Genomic DNA, 20,143 nt, shown 5'->3' on the forward strand with positions numbered 1-20,143 from the left:
AGACCGTGTTATTACTGGATTTATTACAGACTCAGTGCCCTTTTAACGGTATGATTTATTTTCACTCATTTACGTACTGATAACTTCTTCAACCAATTAAACATGATAAGAAAAACTTTACCAGTTCTGATTGGCACTCTGCTGTCCTCGACACTCGCTTACGCTGATGTATCCCTTAGAATTGAAGGGGTTAAAGGTGCGCTTGAAGACAATGTGGATGCTTATTTAAGTGCCATTCCCGAAGATGAGTATTCAGTTTCGCTTAGGTTCCAATCACGCTTGGAATCCATGATTCAAGAAGCGCTTAATGCTTTGGGCTATTACCAACCTAGTATTACATTCTCTCGCTCTGAAGATGATTCTGAGCTTATTGTGTCTGTTGAACCGGGCGAGCCTGTTCTAATTTATACCTCTGATATCGTGCTCAGCGGAGAAGCAAAAGATGATCCCGACTTTTTGGCTTTAGTGGCAAAAAGTAACTTGTCTAAAGGATCGGTTCTCAATCATGGTAATTACGATTCGTTAAAGTCTTCAGTGCGTAACCTTGGCTTGGCGAAAGGCTACTTTGATGGAACTTATGAAGTGAGTAAACTCGAAGTCGCCCCGGAACTTAATCGTGCATATGTTCGATTGCATTACAACAGTGGTATTCGCTACCACTTTGGTGAAACGAAGGTGACTGGTAGCCAGATCGAGGAAGACAAAGTTCAATCTCTTAAGCCTTTTAAAGATGGAGATGCTTACTCGATTACCAAAGTCGGCGAGTATAACCAAAACCTGTCCAATACGGATTGGTTCTCTTCTGTGTTTGTTGAACCGGATTTAAGTCAATTGGGCGAAGGCCGTGAAATTCCGATGAAGGTGAGCCTTGCTCCACAATCGCGTAACCAAATCGAAACGGGTATCGGTGTATCAACCGACCTTGGTGTAAAAGGCACTCTCAAATGGAAGAAACCGTGGGTTAACGCCAGTGGTCACAGTTTCAATAGTAGTCTGTCAATTTCTAAGCCTGAGCAGACTATAACCGCGACTTATAAAATCCCGCTAGATGATGTTCTTAATGATTATTATCAAGTTAAGTACGGAATGAAGAATTTAGATAACCGTGATACTAAGAGTTTGGAGTCAAACTTAGCGTTAGAAAGATATTGGCGTCTTGATAATGGCTGGCAGCGCACTGTCTTTATTCGATATTTGCTCGAAAACTATGAGCAAGGTCTGCAAGATGACTTAGCGCAATTCGTGTTGCCGGGGATCTCTTTCTCAAGAACTCGAACTCGTGGTGGCTCGATGCCAATGTGGGGCGATAAACAAACCATCATGGTGGAAGCTGCAGATGACACCTTGTTGTCTGAAACTCGAGTGGTGCGTTTTCAGGGACAAACGGCATGGATTCGCAGCATTGGTGACAATCACCGAGGCTTAACTCAACTTCAATTCGGCGGTAACTTTGCCGATGAATTTGATAAGTTGTCTCCCTCACTAAGGTTCTTTGCCGGTGGTGACAATAGTATTCGTGGTTATGGCTATGAATCTATCTCTCCTCGTGATGAAAGTGGCGCACTAACGGGGGCAAAATACATTGCCACCAGCTCATTTGAATACCAATACAGATTGGTTGGAAACTGGTGGGGAGCCGCCTTCTACGATATTGGTGATGCATTCAATGATAAACCTGAATGGAAACATGGTACTGGTGTGGGTGTTCGCTGGGCGTCGCCTGTTGGTCCTGTGAGTTTAGATTTTGCTTGGGGTCTAGATGCGAAGAAAGGCGATGAGTTCCAACTGCACTTTAGTTTAGGGCCAGAATTATGATCAAAGTGATGGGCAAATGCATTAAGTGGACGTCGATTTCATTGACGTCTATTTTGCTGTTGTTGATAGCCTTGCTCGGTTTCGTGTTGTTCACTAACCCAGGGTTGAACACAGTGCTATGGGGCGCTGAAAAAGCATTGCCACAACTTGAAGTGGAAAGCACCAAAGGGGCACTGTTCCCAAGCTTTACGCTTAATAATGTGAAGTTTAAAGATGATAGCCTTCATATTGATACCAAAGTTAAAAAATTGGTACTGGCTATTAATCCTCGCTGTTTACTCGACCCTAAGTTGTGTGTCGACCGTTTAACGATTCAAGGTTTAGACTTCGCATTGACTGAATTGCCTCCTGCCTCTACAGAAGAAACAGAACCGGCTCCGCCAGTGACATCGGTGAAAACACCTTTACCTATAGTGATCAATCGCGTCGCTTTGTCTGATATTAAACTGAATATCTTAGGTCATGAAATCGAATGGGGCTTGTTCTCTACAGCTCTGAGCATGCAGGGTGAAAAGCTGACGGTATCGCCAACTTTATTCAATGATCTGAAAGTTAAACTTGCTGAGTCGACAGAAGAAACGCAAGCAGAAGCGGTCGAGCCAGAATCAACCGCTAAAACAGCGATCGAGCTGCCTGAAGTCTGGATTCCTTTACAGGTTGTACTGGAGCGTTTTGACCTAAACCGTTTCACTTTAGATCAAGAAACGCCAATTATCGTCAACCACCTTGGTCTCGAAGCTAAGGCAGGCAAACATACGGTCGATGTTTCAACTTTAGAACTCGATATGCCACAAGCAAGCGCTAATCTTGCAGCAAAGGTTGAGCTGAAAGAAGGTTACCCGTTAGATCTTTCTTTGGAGGCGTTGGTTAAAGAAACCGACCTAGCAGGCCAGAAATTATCACTGAAAGCACAAGGGAGCGTCGCCAAGCTAAACCTAGATTCTCAGTTTTCTGAATTGATTGAGGCAAAGTTGTCTGGGGATATTCAACCCTTAGAGCCGACTCTGCCATTTGACCTTCTTTTAGAGGGCGGGCAAGCGCAGTGGCCCCTTACCGGAAAAAGCGATTACCAAGCGACAATTGAGCAATTCAAAGCCGATGGTTCACTAGATGGTTTCAATGTTCTACTTAAAGGTGAAGCCGATGGTAAGGAGATTCCTAAGTTAGCCATCGATCTACAGGGTAAAGGTACGACGGAACAGATTGAGATCGAGCGTCTTAAGCTGAACACGCTAGGCGGTGAACTTAACGGTGTTGTTAAAGCGAATTGGAAGAGTCTCGTTAACTGGCAAGCTGATGTGACGCTCAAAGATATTCAACCAGGCCTCCAGTGGCCAGAAGCCGAAGGTAACATTAGCGGAAGCATCGTCACCTCGGGTGAGTTGACCGAAGCGGGAGGTTGGGCGATTGAGCTGCCTAAGTTGGATATTGAAGGGATCTTGCGAGAATATCCTCTGGATATCGAAGGCCAGTTGTCGGCGTCGGATCGCAGTGCGAGCGGTGAACCTAAACTGAAGACCAGTGGTTTGAGTTTGGCTCACGGTGTTAACTCAATCAAGGCTTTGGGTCAGCTTGATCAGCAATGGGACATGGGCGTTGAAATTTATGTCCCTGAACTTCTAAAAAGTATCCCCGAGTTGAAAGGTCGAGTGATCGGTAACATTCAACTGAGCGGCCCAACGAAAGAGCCGAAGGTCGATCTTGCTTTAAATGTCGATAAGGTTGATTGGAATAGCGAGGCAACACTTGAGTCGTTGTCGCTCAATGGCTCTGTGGTTCCACTACCATTACCTGAAGCTCAAGCTGATCTGGTATTAAAAGCCAAGAACTTAACCTATCAAGAGCAAAGCGTTGAAAGTATCGACTTAACGGTGAGTGGCGGTGAGAAGAAGCATACGGTAACACTTGATGTGATATCTGACATCGTGTCGACAAGCATAGCGATTTCTGGTGAATTGATTCAAAAGCCTTCTCTTATTTGGGATGGCTCGTTAGACAGAGTCAAAATTACCACTCAGCAAGGCCCTTGGGTGTTAGATCAACTTGTCGCAATAAAGGCGGATGTCGATAAGCAGTTTGCCGATGTTCAAGCGCACTGTTGGAAACAATCGGGTTCGAGCGTGTGTTTGGATGAAGACGCTCGTGTCGGAAAATCGGGTGAGGCGAAATTGGCGATCAACCAATTCAACTTCGAACAGATTAAAGCTTTTGTGCCTAAAGAGACGCAACTACAGGGCTTAGTGAATGCGACCGCTCATGCTAAATGGTCGGAGCAAGGTGAGCCTGAGGTTACGGTAAGCGTTGATATGCCGAAAGGTCAGGTTGTTCAACAAGTGGGTGAGCCAATCACACTGGGTTGGGAAAGCATTGCATTGAATGCCCAACTGAAAGACAACAAACTGGATGCCGATTTTAAGTTGGATGTTTCCGACAATGGTGACCTGTCTGGCACGGTGTCATTACCGGACATTCTCGCAGAAGATAAAATGGTTGATGCGGCCATTAAGTTGACGACCTTCCACCTGGATTTCTTACAGCCGATTCTCGGTGAATACAGCTTATTGAAGGCCGACCTTGAGAGTGATTTAAAAGTAAAAGGTGCTTTGATGCATCCTCAAGTTTTTGGTCAGTTCTCTGTTGATGGCATTCAAGTTAAAGGTGATGTAACGCCTATTGATGTTCAAGGTGGCCGTATCGACCTCGACTTTGATGGCTATAGTGCAAAACTGGATGCGAATGTTGAAACGCCTGATGGTCACCTTGATATAGAGGGGAATGGGGATTGGCAAGATCTTAAAGCATGGCACTCTAACGTTAGAGTTTTCGCTGATGAGTTGATGGTTGATATCCCACCGATGGTTAAGGTGAAAGTCGTCCCTGATATGACCATTGATGTCACCCCAGAATTGGCAAAAATCACTGGTGATATTGCATTACCATGGGGACGCATTGTTGTCGAAGACTTACCACCGTCAGCCGTTGGTGTCTCTTCTGATCAAGTTATCTTGAATAAAGACCTTGAGCCGGAAAGCGAAGACACGATCCCATTTGATGTGATGACCAATATTAATATCTCTATCGGTGATGACTTTAAACTTTCTGCGTTCGGCCTAGAAGGCGGTTTAGTCGGTAAGCTTAATGTCGCTCAAAAAGACCAAGGGCCGTTTATCACAGGTGAAGTAAACATTGTGGGTGGTACTTACCGATCATTCGGACAAGACCTGTTGATCAAAGAGGGTAAAATTTTGATGAATGGACCGCCAGATCAGCCATATGTAGCGATAAATGCAATACGTAATCCGGATAATACTCAGGATGACGTGATCGCTGGGATTCGAGTGACAGGCCCTGCGGCAGAGCCAGCCATCGAGATTTATTCTGATCCTGCCATGCCGCAAGCCAACGCGCTGTCTTATATTTTGCGTGGTCAAGATATCGATGGGGAGTCGAATGGCTCGATGACGACAACCTTAATTGGCTTGAGTCTGGCGAAAAGCGGTAAGGTTGTTGGCGAAATCGCTGAGGCATTTGGTGTACAAGATTTACAACTGGATACTGCCGGTTCAGGTGATGACTCTCAAGTGACAGTCAGTGGCTACATTCTGCCTGGCTTGCAGGTGAAGTATGGTGTCGGTATTTTTAACTCTTTAGGTGAGTTTACCGTTCGTTACCGATTAATGCAGGACCTTTATGTTGAAGCGGTATCTGGCCTAGACAGTGCCGTTGACCTGTTATATCAGTTTGAATTCGAGTAGCGACTTTGTGAGTTCGTCGAAGTGCAAATGTGAATAGGTTATGGAGTGTATATGCGACATCTTGTTTTGTATATGGCACCTTGAGACAAGGCCAGTCCAATCACCACTATGTGCAGGATTGCGAGTTGTTGGGGCGCTTTGATACTCCTAAGGAATTTGCTCTGTTCGATTTAGAGGCGTATCCAGCTCTAACTTGTGGAAGTAAAAGTGTTGTTGGCGAGGTCTATGTCATTAACGATGAAGTTCTAGCCTCGCTTGACCGGCTAGAGGATGTCCCGGTTGAGTATCGTCGCGAGCAAATAGAGACCACATTTGGATTAGCGTGGGTATATTTGTATCAACTTGAGCTAACCGCTAATCAAGAAATACTTTCGGGTGACTGGTGTAAGTAGAACAACCGGTAGTCGCTCTATATTCTCAATATCCTACAAAAAGCCAGCATGTGAATGCTGGCTTTTTAATGACGTTATTTTGAGAAGTTAATGAGAGGTTTAGTCTCGGTTAAGCTCAAGAAACTCTTCTACTTTTCTCACCATGTTCTTTGAACCGACAAAGAATGGTACACGTTGGTGTAATTCTGTTGGCTTGATGTCCATGATGCGCTGTGCACCATCAGAAGCGATACCGCCAGCTTGCTCCATAATGAAGGCAATAGGGTTGCACTCATAAAGCAGGCGTAGCTTACCTTGAGGGTGGCTTTCTGTGCTTGGGTATAAGTAGATACCGCCTTTAAGTAGGTTACGGTGGAAATCAGAAACCAAAGAGCCGATGTAACGTGACGTGTATGGACGGTTATCACTAGGCTCACTTTCTTGACAGTATTTGATGTATTTTTTCACACCTGTTGGGAAGCGGATGTAGTTCCCTTCGTTGATAGAGTAGATCTTACCTTCGTCTGGAATCATCATATTTTCATGAGATAGACAGAATGTACCCAGTGATGGGTCATAGGTAAAACCATTTACACCTGCCCCTGTTGTATACACCAACATGGTTGAAGAGCCGTAAATCACGTAACCAGCGGCTACTTGTTTGTGGCCAGGTTGTAGAAAATCTTCCTGTGTTGGTGGGGTACCAATCGGTGATACTCGACGGTAGATAGAGAAAATTGTACCAACCGATACATTCACATCGATGTTTGAAGAACCATCAAGTGGATCCATCAAAACAACGTATTTTGCGTTTTTGTTGAGCTCTTTATTGAAGGCGACAGCTTCGTCTTCTTCTTCACTTGCTACACCACAAACTTGGTCACGAGCTTCAAGAGCTGCTTTAAATTTATCGTTCGCGTAAAGGTCTAGCTTCTGTTGCTCTTCACCTTGAACGTTGTCTGTACCAACAGCGCCAGTAATGTCGACAAGACCTGCTTTGTTGATTTCTCGGTTAACAATTTTTGCAGCAAGGCGAATTGATGACAAAAGGGATGATAGATCACCACTTGCATGGGGGAAGTCACTTTGTTTTTCAACAATGAACTCACCAAGGGTGCGCATCTCAGACATGTTATTTCCTTAAACTTCTCTGAATATTAGGGGGGATTTGAGCACTGTAGAACTTGCCTCTTGTGTGGGCTTTATTCATCTAGACACTTACCTAAATTCTACGGCTTAGATCTTTTTAATGGTAATGAACTAAGCGACACAGATCTCACTTACTATGTCGACTTAATTTGTTTTGCATTGCTACTCGCTTTTAATTGCCATTTCATGATAATGAGTGCAGTAGTTTGATTTAGACATGGTTCATTTAGCCAAGCGTTTGGAAGCAATTTATGCATATTCATATCTTAGGAGTTTGTGGCACCTTCATGGGTGGTGCTGCGGTATTGGCTCGTCAATTAGGTCACAAGGTTACCGGTAGTGACGCGAATGTTTATCCTCCAATGAGCACCTTGTTGGAGTCTCAAGGGATTGAAATTATTGAAGGGTTCGACCCTAGCCAATTAGAGCCAAGGCCAGACCTTGTGGTCATCGGTAATGCGATGAGCCGTGGTAATCCGTGTGTTGAGTATGTATTGGATAATAACCTTAGATACACATCTGGCCCGCAGTGGTTGCAAGAGTTCTTGCTCCATGACCGTTGGGTTCTGGCGGTATCCGGCACGCATGGCAAGACCACAACATCCAGCATGCTGGCTTGGATCTTGGAAGACTGTGGTTATGCGCCGGGCTTTTTAGTTGGCGGTGTGTTGGGTAACTTTGGTATCTCTGCTCGTCTTGGTGAAAGCATGTTCTTCGTGGTGGAAGCCGACGAATATGACAGTGCTTTTTTCGATAAGCGATCTAAGTTCGTTCATTATCACCCAAGAACTTTAGTCATGAATAACCTAGAGTTCGATCATGCCGATATCTTCGATGATCTTGAAGCGATCAAGCGTCAGTTCCATCATTTAGTGCGTACTGTGCCAAGCAACGGCCGCATTTTTTCACCGAAGCAAGACACGGCTATCCAAGATGTTTTATCTCGAGGCTGCTGGAGTGAGACGGAATCGAGTGGTGGATTCGGTGATTGGGATACCAAGAAGCGGGTTAAAGATGGCTCTAAATTTGAGGTGTACTTCCAAGGCGAATGTGTTGGAACCGTCGACTGGGATTTGGTTGGTGATCATAACGTTAGTAATGCTTTGATGGCGATTGCGGCAGCCAGACATGTGGGTGTGACGCCTGATTTAGCGTGTGAATCGCTGGCGAGCTTCATCAATACCAAGCGTCGTTTGGAGTTTAAAGGTGAGGTTGCTGGTGTCTCTATTTATGATGATTTTGCTCATCATCCAACGGCGATTGAACTTACGCTTGGTGGTTTACGTAATAAGGTCGACACGAAAAAAATCATTGCCGTTCTAGAGCCTCGCTCTGCCACCATGAAGCGTGGTGTGCACAAAGAAACCTTGGCTGATTCGCTCAAACAGGCGGATTCTACCTACTTATTCCAACCGGATAACATTGATTGGTCTGTACAAGATGTTGCCGATACGTGCCATCAACCCGCCCATGTAAGTGATGACATGGATGCATTCGTTGCTAGAATTGTCTCAGAGGCACAAGTGGGTGACCAAATCTTGGTAATGAGTAACGGTGGCTTTGGTGGTATTCATCAAAAGCTGTTGGATGGATTGGCACTCAAAGCTTAACTGATTTACGACTTGATAATTTGAAGTAATTGAGAACATGACAAAACACAATAAAGCGATAACTCTTGCTTTCACTGGCGCATCTGGTGCGCCTTATGGACTGCGTTTACTTGAATGCCTTTTGGCGGCCGATTATCAGGTTTATTTGATGATATCGTCTGCAGCGCGAGTAGTCTTAGCGACCGAGCATGAACTTAAGTTACCTGCTGGGCCGGAAGCGGCGAAACAAGCCTTGGTTAAGCATCTAGGCTGCGACTCAGAAAAGTTGATGGTGTGTGGCAAAGATGATTGGTTCTCCCCGGTTGCATCTGGTTCTGCTGCGCCGAAGCAAATGGTGGTATGTCCATGCTCTGCGGGAAGTTTGGCGTCAATTGCTCATGGTTTATCGGATAACCTGATTGAACGAGCAGCAGATGTCGTCATGAAAGAGCGAGGCCAACTGTTGTTGGTAGTTCGTGAGACTCCATTTTCTACGTTGCACCTAGAGAACATGCACAAACTCTCAACCATGGGCGTGACAATCATGCCTGCCGCTCCAGGTTTTTATCACCAACCTAAGTCGATTGAAGATCTGGTTGATTTTATGGTGGCGCGCATTTTGGATCACCTTGGTATTGAGCAAGGTTTAGTACCACGTTGGGGATACGATCAACGTAATTGATCCAAACTTGATGGCTTATTGTTAAAATTCGAATTACAATTCTGAACACTCATCGGGGAGCGAACCATTCAAATAATGAATGCGAGCTGAGATCAAGCACACGCTTGGGACCCGTAAACCTGAACCAGATAATGCTGGCGTAGGAATTGAGTTAGGAACAACCTCTACCGTTCTCCTCCCTCAAACCTGTGCCGCTCAGACCATGGAGAGCGTCCAGTGAAATTCACGTTAACTACCCTTGCTGTTACTACAGCGATCTCTTTTTCTGCCTTCGCTGCAGACAACACTTTGACTGTATACACCTATGACTCTTTTGCTGCGGATTGGGGCCCTCGTCCTGCCGTTGAAAAAGCATTTGAAGAGAAGTGTGGTTGTGATGTGAACTTTGTCGCGCTTGAAGATGGCGTTTCTATCCTTAACCGCTTACGCCTTGAAGGCGGCAACAGCAAAGCTGACATCGTATTAGGTCTAGATAACAACCTAATGGCTGAAGCGAAAGCGACGGGTTTACTGGCTGAGCACAAGGTTGATACGTCATCAGTAACACTGCCTAATGGCTGGGATGACAACACCTTTGTACCTTATGACTTTGGTTACTTTGCCTTTGTCTATAACACAGAGAAACTAGCAAACCCGCCTAAGAGCTTGAAAGAACTGGTTGAGCAGCGTGATGATCTCAAGGTTATTTACCAAGATCCACGTACTTCAACGCCTGGCCAAGGCATGATGCTATGGATGAAATCGGTTTACGGTGATGAAGTAACGGCAGCTTGGAAGAAGCTTGCTCAGAAAACAGTGACGGTAACCAAAGGTTGGTCTGAAGCTTACTCTATGTTCCTAGAGGGTGAGTCTGACTTAGTTCTGTCTTACACTACGTCTCCGGCTTATCATATCATTGCAGAGAACGATTCTAAGTACGCAGCAGCGAGCTTCGAAGAAGGGCATTACACTCAAGTTGAAGTGGCCGCTAAGGTTAAAGGCAGCAACAACGAAAAGCTTGCTGATGAGTTTATGGCGTTTATCCTAAGTGATGACTTCCAATCGGCGATGCCGACAGGTAACTGGATGTACCCAGTAACGGCTGTCGAGCTACCAAAAGGCTTTGAGCAGTTAACAGTTCCACAGAAAGCACTGAGCTTTAGCTCTGAAGAGATCGCTGAGAAGCGTAAGCCCTGGATTCGTGAATGGCAGAGTGCACTTACTTTTTAACTGACTATTTAAGAAAATGAGCTTTCTAACGTATTTTTTAAAACTAGCTTTCTGTATTTAAAGGTTCATTCGTTATGTTTGGAGTGAACCATTTACGGTAAAAAATCAATTTATGATAAAGAAAACACCTAAGGTCGGGGTTTGGGTTGCGATACTCATTACCGCCTTCGTGGTTTCAGCAGTTGGGGCATTGCTTAGCAATGCCCCTTCTCTTGATATCAGCCAAGTATGGTCCGATCCTTACTATTGGCATGTAACGAAATTCAGCTTTTATCAAGCGACACTCTCAACTTTGCTGAGTGTTGGCTTTGCCATACCTATTGCACACGCTCTGTGTCGCAGACAGTTTTTTGGGCGCGCTTTGTTGTTAAGGCTGTTCGCGTCGACCTTAGTTCTACCTGTGTTGGTCGGTGTATTTGGCTTGCTGGCGATTTACGGCAACAGTGGTTGGTTAGCTAAATTCTTGGCGAACTTCGACATTGAGCTACCATTCTCGATTTATGGCTTGAATGGTATTTTGTTGGCGCACGTTTTCTTCAACCTGCCTTATGCCAGTCGTTTACTTTTGCAAGCGTTAGATACTGTGCCTACCGAGCAGCATAAACTGTGTGCCCACTTAGGCATGAGTCATTGGAATAAATTTAAATGGGTTGAATGGCCGAGGCTCAGACAGCAATTGCCGCATGTGTGTGGCTTGGTCTTCATGTTGTGCTTCACCAGCTTTGCTACCGTGATGGCGTTGGGTGGTGGTCCAAAATCAACCACCATTGAGCTAGCCATCTATCAAGCAATCAAATTCGACTTTGACCTACAAGCTGGCGCGCTACTCGCAATATGGCAAATGCTGCTGTGTGGTGTCTTAGCGGTGAGTATTCAGCGCTTGTCTAAACCTATCTCCGTAACAGCCAGCCAACTGTCGGAAGAGAAATATCTGGTTAAGGACAGCTGGTGGTCAAAAGCTTGGGATAGCTTTTGGATCATCGTAGTCTCAATGCTGGTATTGCCGCCACTAGCCATGGTCATATTCAGTGGCATTAATTCACAAGCTTTGATAGTGCTGAGCAGTGAGCCGTTCTGGGCTGCGTTAATGACCTCAGTTCGTGTCGCTTCCCTCGCAAGCATTATCGCCGTTGGTATTGGTATTGCGATACTCCTGACCAGTCGCGCATGGCGTTTGCAGAACAAGAATTTTCGAGCCGATAAAATCGAACTGATTGGTACTATTATTTTAGTGACGCCGGGCTTAGTGATTAGTACTGGTCTCTTTTTATTACTGCGTTCCTTTACTGATGTGTTCAGCTTGGCGTTCTTTATTGTGATTGCAGTAAACAGTTTGATGGCGCTGCCTTATGTGATTAAAACCTTGGCTCAACCTATGCTGCATCTTTCTCAGCAGTATCAGTATGTGTGTGCAAGTTTAGGAATGACAGGATTCACTCGCTTTAGGCTGGTGGAATGGCGCGCACTTCGCAAGCCAATGGCGCAGGCTTTCTCTATCAGCTTTATGTTGGCGATGGGCGACTTAAGTGCGATTGCTTTGTTTGGTAGCCACGATTTTAGAACTCTGCCTTTGTATCTATTTCAATTGTTAGGCAGTTATCAAATGGAAGCGGCTGCGGTGGTTTCAGTGAGTTTACTGTTATTGAGTGTGGGCATCTTTAGTCTGATTGAATTTTTGTTTACTCGAAGCTCAAAGCTAAAGAGTTAAGGAACCGATGATGTTAGTGATGAAAGAAGTGGATTACCACTATCACCAAGAGTTGTTTAGTTTTGATTTCCAAGCAGAACAGGGTGATATTGTTGCTTTGATGGGGCCTAGTGGTGCGGGTAAATCAACGCTACTCGCATTGGTTGCTGGGTTTATTGAGCCGACATCGGGTGAGATCTCGGTAGCAGGACAATCGCTGATTGGCAAAGAAGCGCATCAGCGTCCATTGGCGATGTTGTTCCAAGAGCACAATCTATTTGCTCACCTCACGGTGCGTGAAAATATTGGCTTAGGCTTGCATCCGGGGTTAAAGCTTACCGCAACCCAAAAGCTCGATGTTGAGCAAGCCGCTGCACAAGTCGGTGTTGCAGAGTATTTAGATAGGCTGCCTGAACATTTATCTGGTGGCCAACGTCAGCGTGTCGCACTGGCGCGTTGTTTTGTTCAACCACACGACATTTGGCTGCTTGATGAACCTTTTTCGGCGCTTGACCCTTTGCTTCGTGAGGAAATGCTTAACCTTGTTAGGCGATTAGCAGCAGAGCGAAGCATTACGGTGTTGATGGTGACTCACCATTTAGGGGATGCACGCAGTATTGCCAATAAGTTTGTATTTGTGGCATTAGGTAAAGTGTTGGTTGCAGACTCGATAGAGACACTGACGGCTGATCATCCACAGCAAGAGCTAAGCTCGTTTGTTAAAGCGGGTGAGTGACGATTCACCAATCTTGTTTAATATCTCTTGATATTGAGTACGTAGAAAGCAAAAGACCTAGCATGCGCTAGGTCTTTTATTATCTTTATAAGTAAAGCGAGACGAGGATTAGTCGCCTAGCTTTAGCTCTTTTAAGATTTGAAAAATTTCACGAGAAGCCTTGGCTGGCTTGTTCGCTGATTTTTCTTTGTTAGCTTGGCGCGCTAGCTGACGAAGACGTTGACGGTCTGCTTCAGGGTACATCTCCATAACGTCTGAAATGGCAGTATCGCCTTCAGCTACAACACGGTCACGCAGTTGCTCAAGCTTATGTAGCTCAGCGGTTGCTTGTGAGTGCTTGTTACGTACTTTATCCAAAGCCGCTTGAATTGGCTCAGGATCGACACTACGCATTACTTTACCAATGTATTGAAGTTGACGACGCTTCGCTTCATTTTTAAAGCGTTGTGCATCTTTTATCGCTTGTGCCAAATCTTCAGACAGAGGAAACTTGTCTAATACAGAAGGCTTTAAACCAACAAGCTCTTCTCCCAGCTTTTGCAGGGCATCCATGTCGGTTTTCATTTCTGTCTTACTTACCCAGATGATTTCTTCTTCTGGTTCCCATGGGGCTTTTTGGTTTTTGCGAGCCATCTTTTCTGCCTATGTCACTATCTCAAACGAATATATTGCCTATTTTAGCAAGAATCTTGGGGAGAAAGCGAAATTCTTGTTATCCTACGTAATATTGACCTACAAAATTAGAATAGATATGGATGTAAAACAGCAAGTCGCTCAGCAAAGAGTTGAGCTAGAAGCCGCAGTAGCAAAAGCATTGGACATGGCCTCTGTGAGTGCCGACGCCGCTGAAGTTGCTATTACTAAGTCAACGGGTTTAAGTGTTTCAACACGTATGTGTGAAGTGGAAAACGTTGAATTTAATAGTGATGGTGCGCTAGGTATTACTGTTTACCGTGGCCAGAAAAAAGGCAGCGCATCTACATCCGATCTAAGTGAAAAGGCGATTGCTCAAACGGTAGCGGCTGCGCTTGATATCGCTCAGTACACGTCTGAAGACCCATTTTCAGGTCCTGCGGCAAAAGAGTACATGGTAAAAGACATTCCAGACTTGGATCTTTTCCACCCTGATGAACCTAACCCAGACTATGCCGCTGAGATTGCGATTGCTGCTGAGAAGCAAGCGCTAGCTTATAGCGACAAAATCAAACAAAGTGATGGCGCGAGCTACGACAGCCATTACGGCGTTAAAGTGTACGGTAACAGCCATGGCTTACTAGCGAGCTACGCTTCAAGCCGCCATAGCACGAGCTGCTGTGTGATTGGACAAGGCGCTAACGGTGAAATGGAACGCGACTACAGCTATACCGTTGCTCGTCACCGTGACGAGCTGTGGACGCCTGAGCGTGTAGGCCAAGAGGCTGCAGAAAAGACTATCAGCCGTTTGGATGCGAAAAAGCTATCAACAGGCCAATACCCAATTATGTTCGCTAACGATGTTGCCACAGGTCTAATTGGTCACCTTGTGATGGCGATCAGTGGCGGAAACCTTTACCGTAAGTCGTCGTTCTTACTGGAGCATCTAGGTCAGAAAATTTTGCCAGGTTGGTTCAATATATCTGAGCGTCCACATATCTTACGAGGTTTGGCTTCAAGCCCGTTCGACAGTGAAGGTGTTTACACTCAAGATCGTGAGATCATCACTGATGGTGTGTTAGCAACTTACCTACTAACGAGCTATGCCGCGCGTAAGATGGATATGACACCAACCGGCCATGCTGGTGGTATTCATAACTGGTTCGTTAAATCGACCGGTCAAAACTTTGAGCAGATGCTGAAAGAATTGGGCACAGGTTTCCTTGTTACTGAAGTAATGGGACAAGGCGTAAACACAGTGACAGGTGATTACTCTCGTGGTGCTGCAGGTTTCTGGGTTGAGAACGGAGAGATCCAATACCCAGTATCGGAAGTGACGATTGCAGGTAATCTAAAAGACATGTTTAATCAGATCGTGGCAGTCGGTAACGATGTTGAAACGCGTTCACAGATTCAAACGGGTTCTATCTTGCTTGAGTCGATGAAAGTCGCAGGCGAGTAATTTAATTAACGCTATTGGATGAATTAAAAAAGGGAGCCGATGGCTCCCTTTTTGTATTTACCGAGTAGGTAATCAAGCTAGATCAGTATGGTCGCTAAGCCTAAGAATACCGATAGGCCAATAACATCCGTTACTGTGGTGAGTGCCATACCACCTGCCAATGCAGGATCGATGTTCATTTTCTTCAACATTACCGGGATGGTTACACCGGCAATACCAGCGACAAGTAAGTTGGTCATCATCGCAGCGGAGATGATGCCACCCAGTATCCAGTTACCCTTCCAGGCTACTACGATACCACCAATGATAACGGCCCATAGAATGCCGTTTAGGAAGCCGATAGCCGCTTCTTTAAGTAGCAATTCACGCTTGTTACTATCACCAATATGACCGAGCGCTAAACCACGAATCACCAGCGCAACGGTTTGGTTACCGGCAACTCCGCCCATTGAAGGCACGATAGTCATCAGTACGGCAATTGCGGCCATTTGGTCGAGCGTTGCTTCAAACATGTTCGATACTGAAGCCGCTGCCAGTGCTGCAAGTACGTTGGCCCCAAGCCAGACGCTACGACGACGAGCGGATTTTACGACCGGTGCGAAGGTATCTTCGTCATCGTCCATACCCGCCATACTCATCATGGAGTGTTCAGCATCTTCACGGATAACATCAACCACGTCATCGATGGTGATACGACCCACAAGGTGCTGGTTACTATCGACTACAGGGGCAGAAACCCAGTTACGACGTTCAAACAGGCTCGCAATATCGGAAGCGCTGGTTTCAACGGCGATAGCTTCGTCTGCATCTTCCATCACCTCAGAGACTGCAACATCCGGTTGTGTTGTGATCAGGGTCGTTAATGATAAGTTACCAATCAAACGCTCTTCTTCATCGATGACATATAAAGTATCGGTAGCGTCCGGAAGTTCACCACGCATACGTAGATAACGCAAAACAACATCAACATCGACGTCACCACGAATCGTGATCACGTCGGTATTCATTAACGCACCCGCAGAATTTTCTGGGTATGATAGCGCTGTCTCAACCAAAGCACGGTCAACGGAGTCCATCTGAGAAAGGACTTCGCGAGAAACATCGTCGGGTAGGCTTCGAAGTACGTACGCGACGTCATCGGTCTCCATGCCTTCGGTTGCTTCTGCCAACGTTTCTGGTGCCATTTTTGACACAAGAGCATCTTTGACGTCTTCGTTTAATTCATCAAGAATTTCACCGAAGTCTTCAGGATCGGTGAGTTGCCAGAGTACATCACGACTTTTGCGAGGGGAGGCTTCTAAAAGGTGTGCAATATCTTCAGGCTCCATGTCCTGAAGTTGTCGGCGTACGTGAACAAATCGCCCATTTTCTAGGGCTTCGCTGACTTCTTGGAGGGTTTGGTGAGCTTGGTCAAATTCTAATTGCTCTGCCATATGTTCCTCCTATCTCATTATTCTAACAATACTTAGAATAGTAACTTAATTCTAGGGCTTATTTAAATCATTAACTTAGGTAGAACTAATATTTAATATTGGTTGGCTATTTATTTAAGTCTTAGGCGTTGTGAGTAACGCCTTTTCTCTTATTCGCCCTCATCAAACTTATCTTCAATGAGATGACAGACGGCATCAAGCGCCTGCTGTGAGTCGCTGCCGATGGCTTGAATTGTTATGTGTTGCCCTTGTGCTGATTCCAGCATCAATAGCCCCATAACGCTGTCTGCCGTCGCGATCTTATCGTCTTCGCTATGGATAGTAATGGTGGCATCAAAGCTTTGTGCAAGTTCAACCAACTTTACGGCTGCTCTAGCGTGAAGACCCAAACGGTTTTGTATCAGTACAGTTCGAGTTAATTCCATGGTTAGCCCTGTTGGTGCTTCTCTAGGGAGGCGTGTCTGATTTGTACTTGATGACCAAGTTGTTCGAAGTACTCACCAATTTTTTGTGTCAGATAAACCGAGCGGTGTTTACCACCAGTACAGCCAATCGCGACCGTTAGGTAGCTACGATTATTCTTCTCTAACATTGGTAACCACTGCTCAACAAAGCCTTGAATCTGTTGCTTGAGTTCAATAACTTCGGGGTGTTTTTCTAGAAAAGAGTGAATCGGAGCATCAAGACCGGTTAATGGCCGTAGGTCTGGTTCCCAGTGAGGGTTTGGCAAGAAGCGAACATCAAACACATAGTCAGCGTCACTTGGTAAGCCAAACTTAAAACCGAACGATTGAAAGACAATAATCAGCTCTTGCTTCTCTTTGCCTTCCACTTTAAACCGAACCTTTTCACTCAATTCGTAAAGGTTGCATTCACTGCTGTCAATTACAATGCTGGCTTGCTCTGCAAGGGGAGCCAAGAGTGTTTTCTCTAAATCGATAGCTTGCTCAAGTGATAGCTTTTCTTGACCAATAGATAGAGGGTGAATTCTACGTGTTTCGCTATAGCGTTTGAGCAGTGTTTGCTTACTCGCATCTAGGAACAAAACGTTCACGTCAATATCAGTGGCAGATTTTAGTTGTTCTAGTGTATCTGTGACTAATTGAGGCTCTTTCGGTAGGTTACGAATATCAATACTAACGGCAACGTTTTGATTGATCTCACTGACGGATTTGACGAAGTCGTTGAGTAGATTTACTGGTAGGTTATCGACACAGTAATACCCCAAGTCTTCGAGGACTCGTAGCGCAACACTTTTACCGGCCCCCGATTGGCCACTTACAACGATTAGTCGCATATTATTACTCGCCAGGTGGTACTTGAATCATGATGTCATAAAGCTCTTGATCGCTTTGAGCATTACGCAACTGTTTAAGAGTCTGCTTGTCGTTAAGGCGTTCTGCCATGCAAGAAAGGGTTTTTAGGTGTTCCTTACACTGTTCGCTAGGGACAAGAAGAGCAAATAATAGGTCGACAGGGCGGTTGTCAATAGCGTCAAATTCGATTGGAGCTTGGCATTGCAGCAGCACTGCGATCGCTTTATCACTGACACTCATACGAGCATGAGGAATAGCGATACCATTACCAATACCAGTACTGCCCATTTTTTCACGGCTCAACATGCACTCAAACAGTTCTGTTGAATCTTGACCGCAGCTTTCTGCTGCAATCTGGCTGATGAGTTCAAGGGCTCTTTTTTTGCTCGTGCATTGGACAGCACTTTTAGTGCAGTCCAATGAAAGTACTTCGCTTAATTGCATGTTAGTGGCTACTTAGCTTTTCTTTGTGCTTGTTGAGTTGACGGACTAGTTTATCAACTAATGAATCAATCGCAGCATACATATTTTCATCTGTTGCTGTTGCATGGATTTCTCCTTGATTAACATGAAGAGTCGCTTCTGCAATTTGATCAACTTTCTCAACTCGTAATACAACCTGGACGCTATTGATATGATCAAAAAAGCGCTCAAGTTTGTCTAATTTAGTGTGAACATAGTCTTGCATTGAATCGGTAAGATCAACGTGATGGCCTTGAATATTGATTTGCATAGACTTTCCTTTTCAGTTGGTTGCCTGGCTATAACTAAATTAAATAGCGAGTTAAATTATTTTACAGCAGGCGTTTACGCTGACTTGATGGGGCAATACCCAGAGACTCACGGTATTTCGCTATGGTACGTCGAGCTACCTGAATTCCTTGATCAGCCAGCAAAGCAGCAATTTTACTATCACTGAGAGGTTTCGCGGTATTTTCCGCCGCGACCAGCTTCTTAATGAGCGCGCGAATTGCTGTAGATGAACACTCACCACCATTGTCGGTACTAACATGGCTCGAGAAAAAGTATTTGAGCTCAAAGATGCCGCGTGGTGTATGCATGAACTTTTGAGTCGTCACACGGGATATTGTGGATTCATGCATCTCAACAGCTAATGCAACATCGTTTAGGACCATTGGCTTCATTGATTCTTCGCCATGTTCGAAGAAATCGCGCTGATGTTCAACAATGCATCTCGCAACTTTGAGTAACGTCTCATTTCGGCTTTCTAGGCTTTTAATTAGCCACTTTGCTTCTTGCAAATTCGATCGAATGTACTGATTGTCGGCGCTGTTGCCTTTACTACCAAGAGCTGCGTATTGCTGATTTACCTTAAGCTTAGGCACGCTATCAGGGTTTATGGTGACTATCCATTTACCGAGCTCTTTGAAAACTGAAACATCAGGAACCACATATTCAGTTTCATCCGGTGTAATTTTGCTGCCAGGGCGAGGATCCAACTGCTGAATTAGTTGCATAACCTCACGCAGTTCTGCTTCCTTCAACTTGGTTTCTTTTATTACAAGTTTATAGTCACGATTACCTAGTTGATCGATATGGCTAGTAAGTACTAACTTAGCTTCACTAAGCCAAGGGGTATCTTGAGGGAAGGTCGCGAGTTGCAGTAACAAGCAATCTTGCAGGTTCACGGAACCAACGCCTAATGGGTCAAATTGTTGAATTCGTTTGCGAACGGCTTCGATCTCATCAAGCTCGATCTCTTCGTTATCAAAGTTTTCAAGGATATCTTCACAAGAAACAGTGAGGTAGCCATAATCATCAATGGCATCAATCAGCGCGAAGGCGATACTTCGGTCAGTGTCAGTGAAGGGGGTTAGGCCGAGTTGCCAAAGTAGATAGTCGTGCAAGCTTTGTGTGGTTTCGCCTTGATAAACGGGCATGTCGTCATCAATAGCAATACCAGTATTACCCGTGTTTGCGCTGTAGACATCTTCCCATGTTGTGTCGATTTCGAGTTCGTTGCCAATCTCTGATTTTTCGATTAAATCTGAGCTATCAGGTAAGTCTTGCTCTGTGGCTTCAACTGTTTCTTTCTCGTCACTGCTAGGTTTTTCTTCCGATGTCGGCGTATCTTCATTGCCTTCTTCGACATCGAGTAGTGGGTTAGATTCAAGTGCTTCTTGGATCTCTTGTTGCAAATCTAAAGTAGACAATTGCAACAAACGAATCGCTTGCTGCAATTGAGGGGTCATTGCTAACTGTTGACCTAGCTTAAGTTGTAATGAGGGTTTCATTCAGTGTGACTTACCTAGTTATTATTCTTAGAACTCTCGATACTCTCTATC

The 20,143-nt window shown here is 45.1% G+C and carries 17 protein-coding genes and 1 riboswitch; of the genes, 9 read left to right on the forward strand and 8 right to left on the reverse strand.

Annotation, left to right across the window (positions count from 1 at the left end):
* Nucleotides 1-102: 102 nt before the first annotated feature.
* The 3 genes from tamA to OCT63_RS05360 are packed head-to-tail and all read left to right on the forward strand — an operon-like array spanning nt 103 to nt 5,962.
* The gene (gene tamA, locus OCT63_RS05350) at nt 103-1,815 is read left to right on the forward strand and encodes an autotransporter assembly complex protein TamA (protein ID WP_161749201.1); all 1,713 of its coding nucleotides are present in this window, start codon (nt 103-105) and stop codon (nt 1,813-1,815) included.
* On the forward strand, nt 1,812-5,570 hold the full coding sequence (gene tamB, locus OCT63_RS05355; RefSeq protein WP_269983325.1) for an autotransporter assembly complex protein TamB: 3,759 nt from the start codon (nt 1,812-1,814) through the stop codon (nt 5,568-5,570). Before tamA ends, tamB begins: the two co-directional genes overlap by 4 nt.
* Nucleotides 5,571-5,599: 29 nt before the next feature.
* Nucleotides 5,600-5,962, forward strand: coding sequence for a gamma-glutamylcyclotransferase family protein (locus tag OCT63_RS05360; RefSeq protein WP_269983326.1), 363 nt, complete (start codon nt 5,600-5,602; stop codon nt 5,960-5,962).
* A gap of 99 nt (nt 5,963-6,061) precedes the next feature.
* Here OCT63_RS05360 and fbp read toward each other — a convergent pair whose 3' ends face one another.
* Nucleotides 6,062-7,072 carry a class 1 fructose-bisphosphatase gene (gene fbp, locus OCT63_RS05365; RefSeq protein ID WP_017055341.1) on the reverse strand — a complete coding sequence of 337 codons (1,011 nt, stop codon included), beginning with the start codon at nt 7,070-7,072 and terminating at the stop codon, nt 6,062-6,064.
* 269 nt (nt 7,073-7,341) lie between these two features.
* Between fbp and mpl the strand changes: the two genes are divergently transcribed.
* The 5 genes from mpl (at nt 7,342) to thiQ (ending at nt 12,993) form a co-directional block, all read left to right on the forward strand.
* Nucleotides 7,342-8,700 carry a UDP-N-acetylmuramate:L-alanyl-gamma-D-glutamyl-meso-diaminopimelate ligase gene (gene mpl / locus OCT63_RS05370; protein WP_269983327.1) on the forward strand — a complete coding sequence of 453 codons (1,359 nt, stop codon included), beginning with the start codon at nt 7,342-7,344 and terminating at the stop codon, nt 8,698-8,700.
* Nucleotides 8,701-8,737: 37 nt separating this feature from the next.
* The gene (locus tag OCT63_RS05375) at nt 8,738-9,361 is read left to right on the forward strand and encodes a flavin prenyltransferase UbiX (protein ID WP_269983328.1); all 624 of its coding nucleotides are present in this window, start codon (nt 8,738-8,740) and stop codon (nt 9,359-9,361) included.
* A gap of 43 nt (nt 9,362-9,404) precedes the next feature.
* Nucleotides 9,405-9,524, forward strand: a riboswitch (TPP riboswitch).
* Nucleotides 9,525-9,577: 53 nt separating this feature from the next.
* On the forward strand, nt 9,578-10,570 hold the full coding sequence (gene thiB, locus OCT63_RS05380; RefSeq protein ID WP_269983329.1) for a thiamine ABC transporter substrate binding subunit: 993 nt from the start codon (nt 9,578-9,580) through the stop codon (nt 10,568-10,570).
* A 112-nt stretch (nt 10,571-10,682) separates the two neighbouring features.
* Nucleotides 10,683-12,278, forward strand: coding sequence for a thiamine/thiamine pyrophosphate ABC transporter permease ThiP (gene thiP / locus OCT63_RS05385; protein ID WP_060468683.1), 1,596 nt, complete (start codon nt 10,683-10,685; stop codon nt 12,276-12,278).
* 10 nt (nt 12,279-12,288) lie between these two features.
* Entirely contained in the window at nt 12,289-12,993 is a 705-nt protein-coding gene (thiQ, locus tag OCT63_RS05390; protein WP_060468682.1) for a thiamine ABC transporter ATP-binding protein, read from the forward strand.
* Nucleotides 12,994-13,101: 108 nt separating this feature from the next.
* On the opposite strand, the gene yjgA is transcribed toward thiQ, so the two are convergent.
* Nucleotides 13,102-13,626: a ribosome biogenesis factor YjgA gene (gene yjgA, locus OCT63_RS05395; RefSeq protein WP_010435062.1), complete on the reverse strand. Its 525-nt coding sequence runs from the start codon at nt 13,624-13,626 to the stop codon at nt 13,102-13,104.
* A gap of 118 nt (nt 13,627-13,744) precedes the next feature.
* On the opposite strand from yjgA, the gene pmbA reads away from it, so the two are divergent.
* The gene (gene pmbA / locus OCT63_RS05400; RefSeq protein ID WP_269983330.1) at nt 13,745-15,088 is read left to right on the forward strand and encodes a metalloprotease PmbA; all 1,344 of its coding nucleotides are present in this window, start codon (nt 13,745-13,747) and stop codon (nt 15,086-15,088) included.
* Between the two features lie 77 nt (nt 15,089-15,165).
* Here the strand turns inward: pmbA and mgtE are convergent, their stop codons facing one another.
* The 6 genes from mgtE to OCT63_RS05430 form a co-directional block, all read right to left on the reverse strand.
* Nucleotides 15,166-16,521, reverse strand: a complete 1,356-nt coding sequence (gene mgtE / locus OCT63_RS05405) for a magnesium transporter (protein ID WP_017055332.1) — start codon at nt 16,519-16,521, stop codon at nt 15,166-15,168.
* Between the two features lie 149 nt (nt 16,522-16,670).
* The gene (locus OCT63_RS05410; RefSeq protein ID WP_017055331.1) at nt 16,671-16,946 is read right to left on the reverse strand and encodes an HPr family phosphocarrier protein; all 276 of its coding nucleotides are present in this window, start codon (nt 16,944-16,946) and stop codon (nt 16,671-16,673) included.
* A gap of 2 nt (nt 16,947-16,948) precedes the next feature.
* The gene (rapZ, locus tag OCT63_RS05415; protein WP_046224446.1) at nt 16,949-17,818 is read right to left on the reverse strand and encodes an RNase adapter RapZ; all 870 of its coding nucleotides are present in this window, start codon (nt 17,816-17,818) and stop codon (nt 16,949-16,951) included.
* Between the two features lie 4 nt (nt 17,819-17,822).
* Nucleotides 17,823-18,281, reverse strand: coding sequence for a PTS IIA-like nitrogen regulatory protein PtsN (gene ptsN, locus OCT63_RS05420; protein WP_046224445.1), 459 nt, complete (start codon nt 18,279-18,281; stop codon nt 17,823-17,825).
* Nucleotide 18,282: 1 nt separating this feature from the next.
* On the reverse strand, nt 18,283-18,570 hold the full coding sequence (gene hpf / locus OCT63_RS05425) for a ribosome hibernation promoting factor (protein WP_017055328.1): 288 nt from the start codon (nt 18,568-18,570) through the stop codon (nt 18,283-18,285).
* A gap of 61 nt (nt 18,571-18,631) precedes the next feature.
* Nucleotides 18,632-20,092 carry an RNA polymerase factor sigma-54 gene (locus tag OCT63_RS05430; RefSeq protein WP_161679854.1) on the reverse strand — a complete coding sequence of 487 codons (1,461 nt, stop codon included), beginning with the start codon at nt 20,090-20,092 and terminating at the stop codon, nt 18,632-18,634.
* Nucleotides 20,093-20,143 lie beyond the last annotated feature (51 nt).

The sequence above is a fragment of the Vibrio sp. RW genome, assembly GCF_027587105.1.
GTDB classification, from domain to species: Bacteria; Pseudomonadota; Gammaproteobacteria; order Enterobacterales; family Vibrionaceae; genus Vibrio; species Vibrio toranzoniae.

Bases quoted from the DNA above. Each gene is read 5' to 3' on its own strand.
- OCT63_RS05430 (WP_161679854.1), bottom strand. From the start codon at position 20,092: ATGAAACCCTCATTACAACTTAAGCTAGGTCAACAGTTAGCAATGACC.
- mgtE (WP_017055332.1), bottom strand. From the start codon at position 16,521: ATGGCAGAGCAATTAGAATTTGACCAAGCTCACCAAACCCTCCAAGAA.
- thiP (WP_060468683.1), top strand. From the start codon at position 10,683: ATGATAAAGAAAACACCTAAGGTCGGGGTTTGGGTTGCGATACTCATT.
- tamA (WP_161749201.1), top strand. From the start codon at position 103: ATGATAAGAAAAACTTTACCAGTTCTGATTGGCACTCTGCTGTCCTCG.
- ptsN (WP_046224445.1), bottom strand. From the start codon at position 18,281: ATGCAATTAAGCGAAGTACTTTCATTGGACTGCACTAAAAGTGCTGTC.
- yjgA (WP_010435062.1), bottom strand. From the start codon at position 13,626: ATGGCTCGCAAAAACCAAAAAGCCCCATGGGAACCAGAAGAAGAAATC.
- rapZ (WP_046224446.1), bottom strand. From the start codon at position 17,818: ATGCGACTAATCGTTGTAAGTGGCCAATCGGGGGCCGGTAAAAGTGTT.
- OCT63_RS05410 (WP_017055331.1), bottom strand. From the start codon at position 16,946: ATGGAATTAACTCGAACTGTACTGATACAAAACCGTTTGGGTCTTCAC.
- OCT63_RS05375 (WP_269983328.1), top strand. From the start codon at position 8,738: ATGACAAAACACAATAAAGCGATAACTCTTGCTTTCACTGGCGCATCT.
- thiQ (WP_060468682.1), top strand. From the start codon at position 12,289: ATGTTAGTGATGAAAGAAGTGGATTACCACTATCACCAAGAGTTGTTT.
- mpl (WP_269983327.1), top strand. From the start codon at position 7,342: ATGCATATTCATATCTTAGGAGTTTGTGGCACCTTCATGGGTGGTGCT.
- hpf (WP_017055328.1), bottom strand. From the start codon at position 18,570: ATGCAAATCAATATTCAAGGCCATCACGTTGATCTTACCGATTCAATG.
- tamB (WP_269983325.1), top strand. From the start codon at position 1,812: ATGATCAAAGTGATGGGCAAATGCATTAAGTGGACGTCGATTTCATTG.
- pmbA (WP_269983330.1), top strand. From the start codon at position 13,745: ATGGATGTAAAACAGCAAGTCGCTCAGCAAAGAGTTGAGCTAGAAGCC.
- fbp (WP_017055341.1), bottom strand. From the start codon at position 7,072: ATGTCTGAGATGCGCACCCTTGGTGAGTTCATTGTTGAAAAACAAAGT.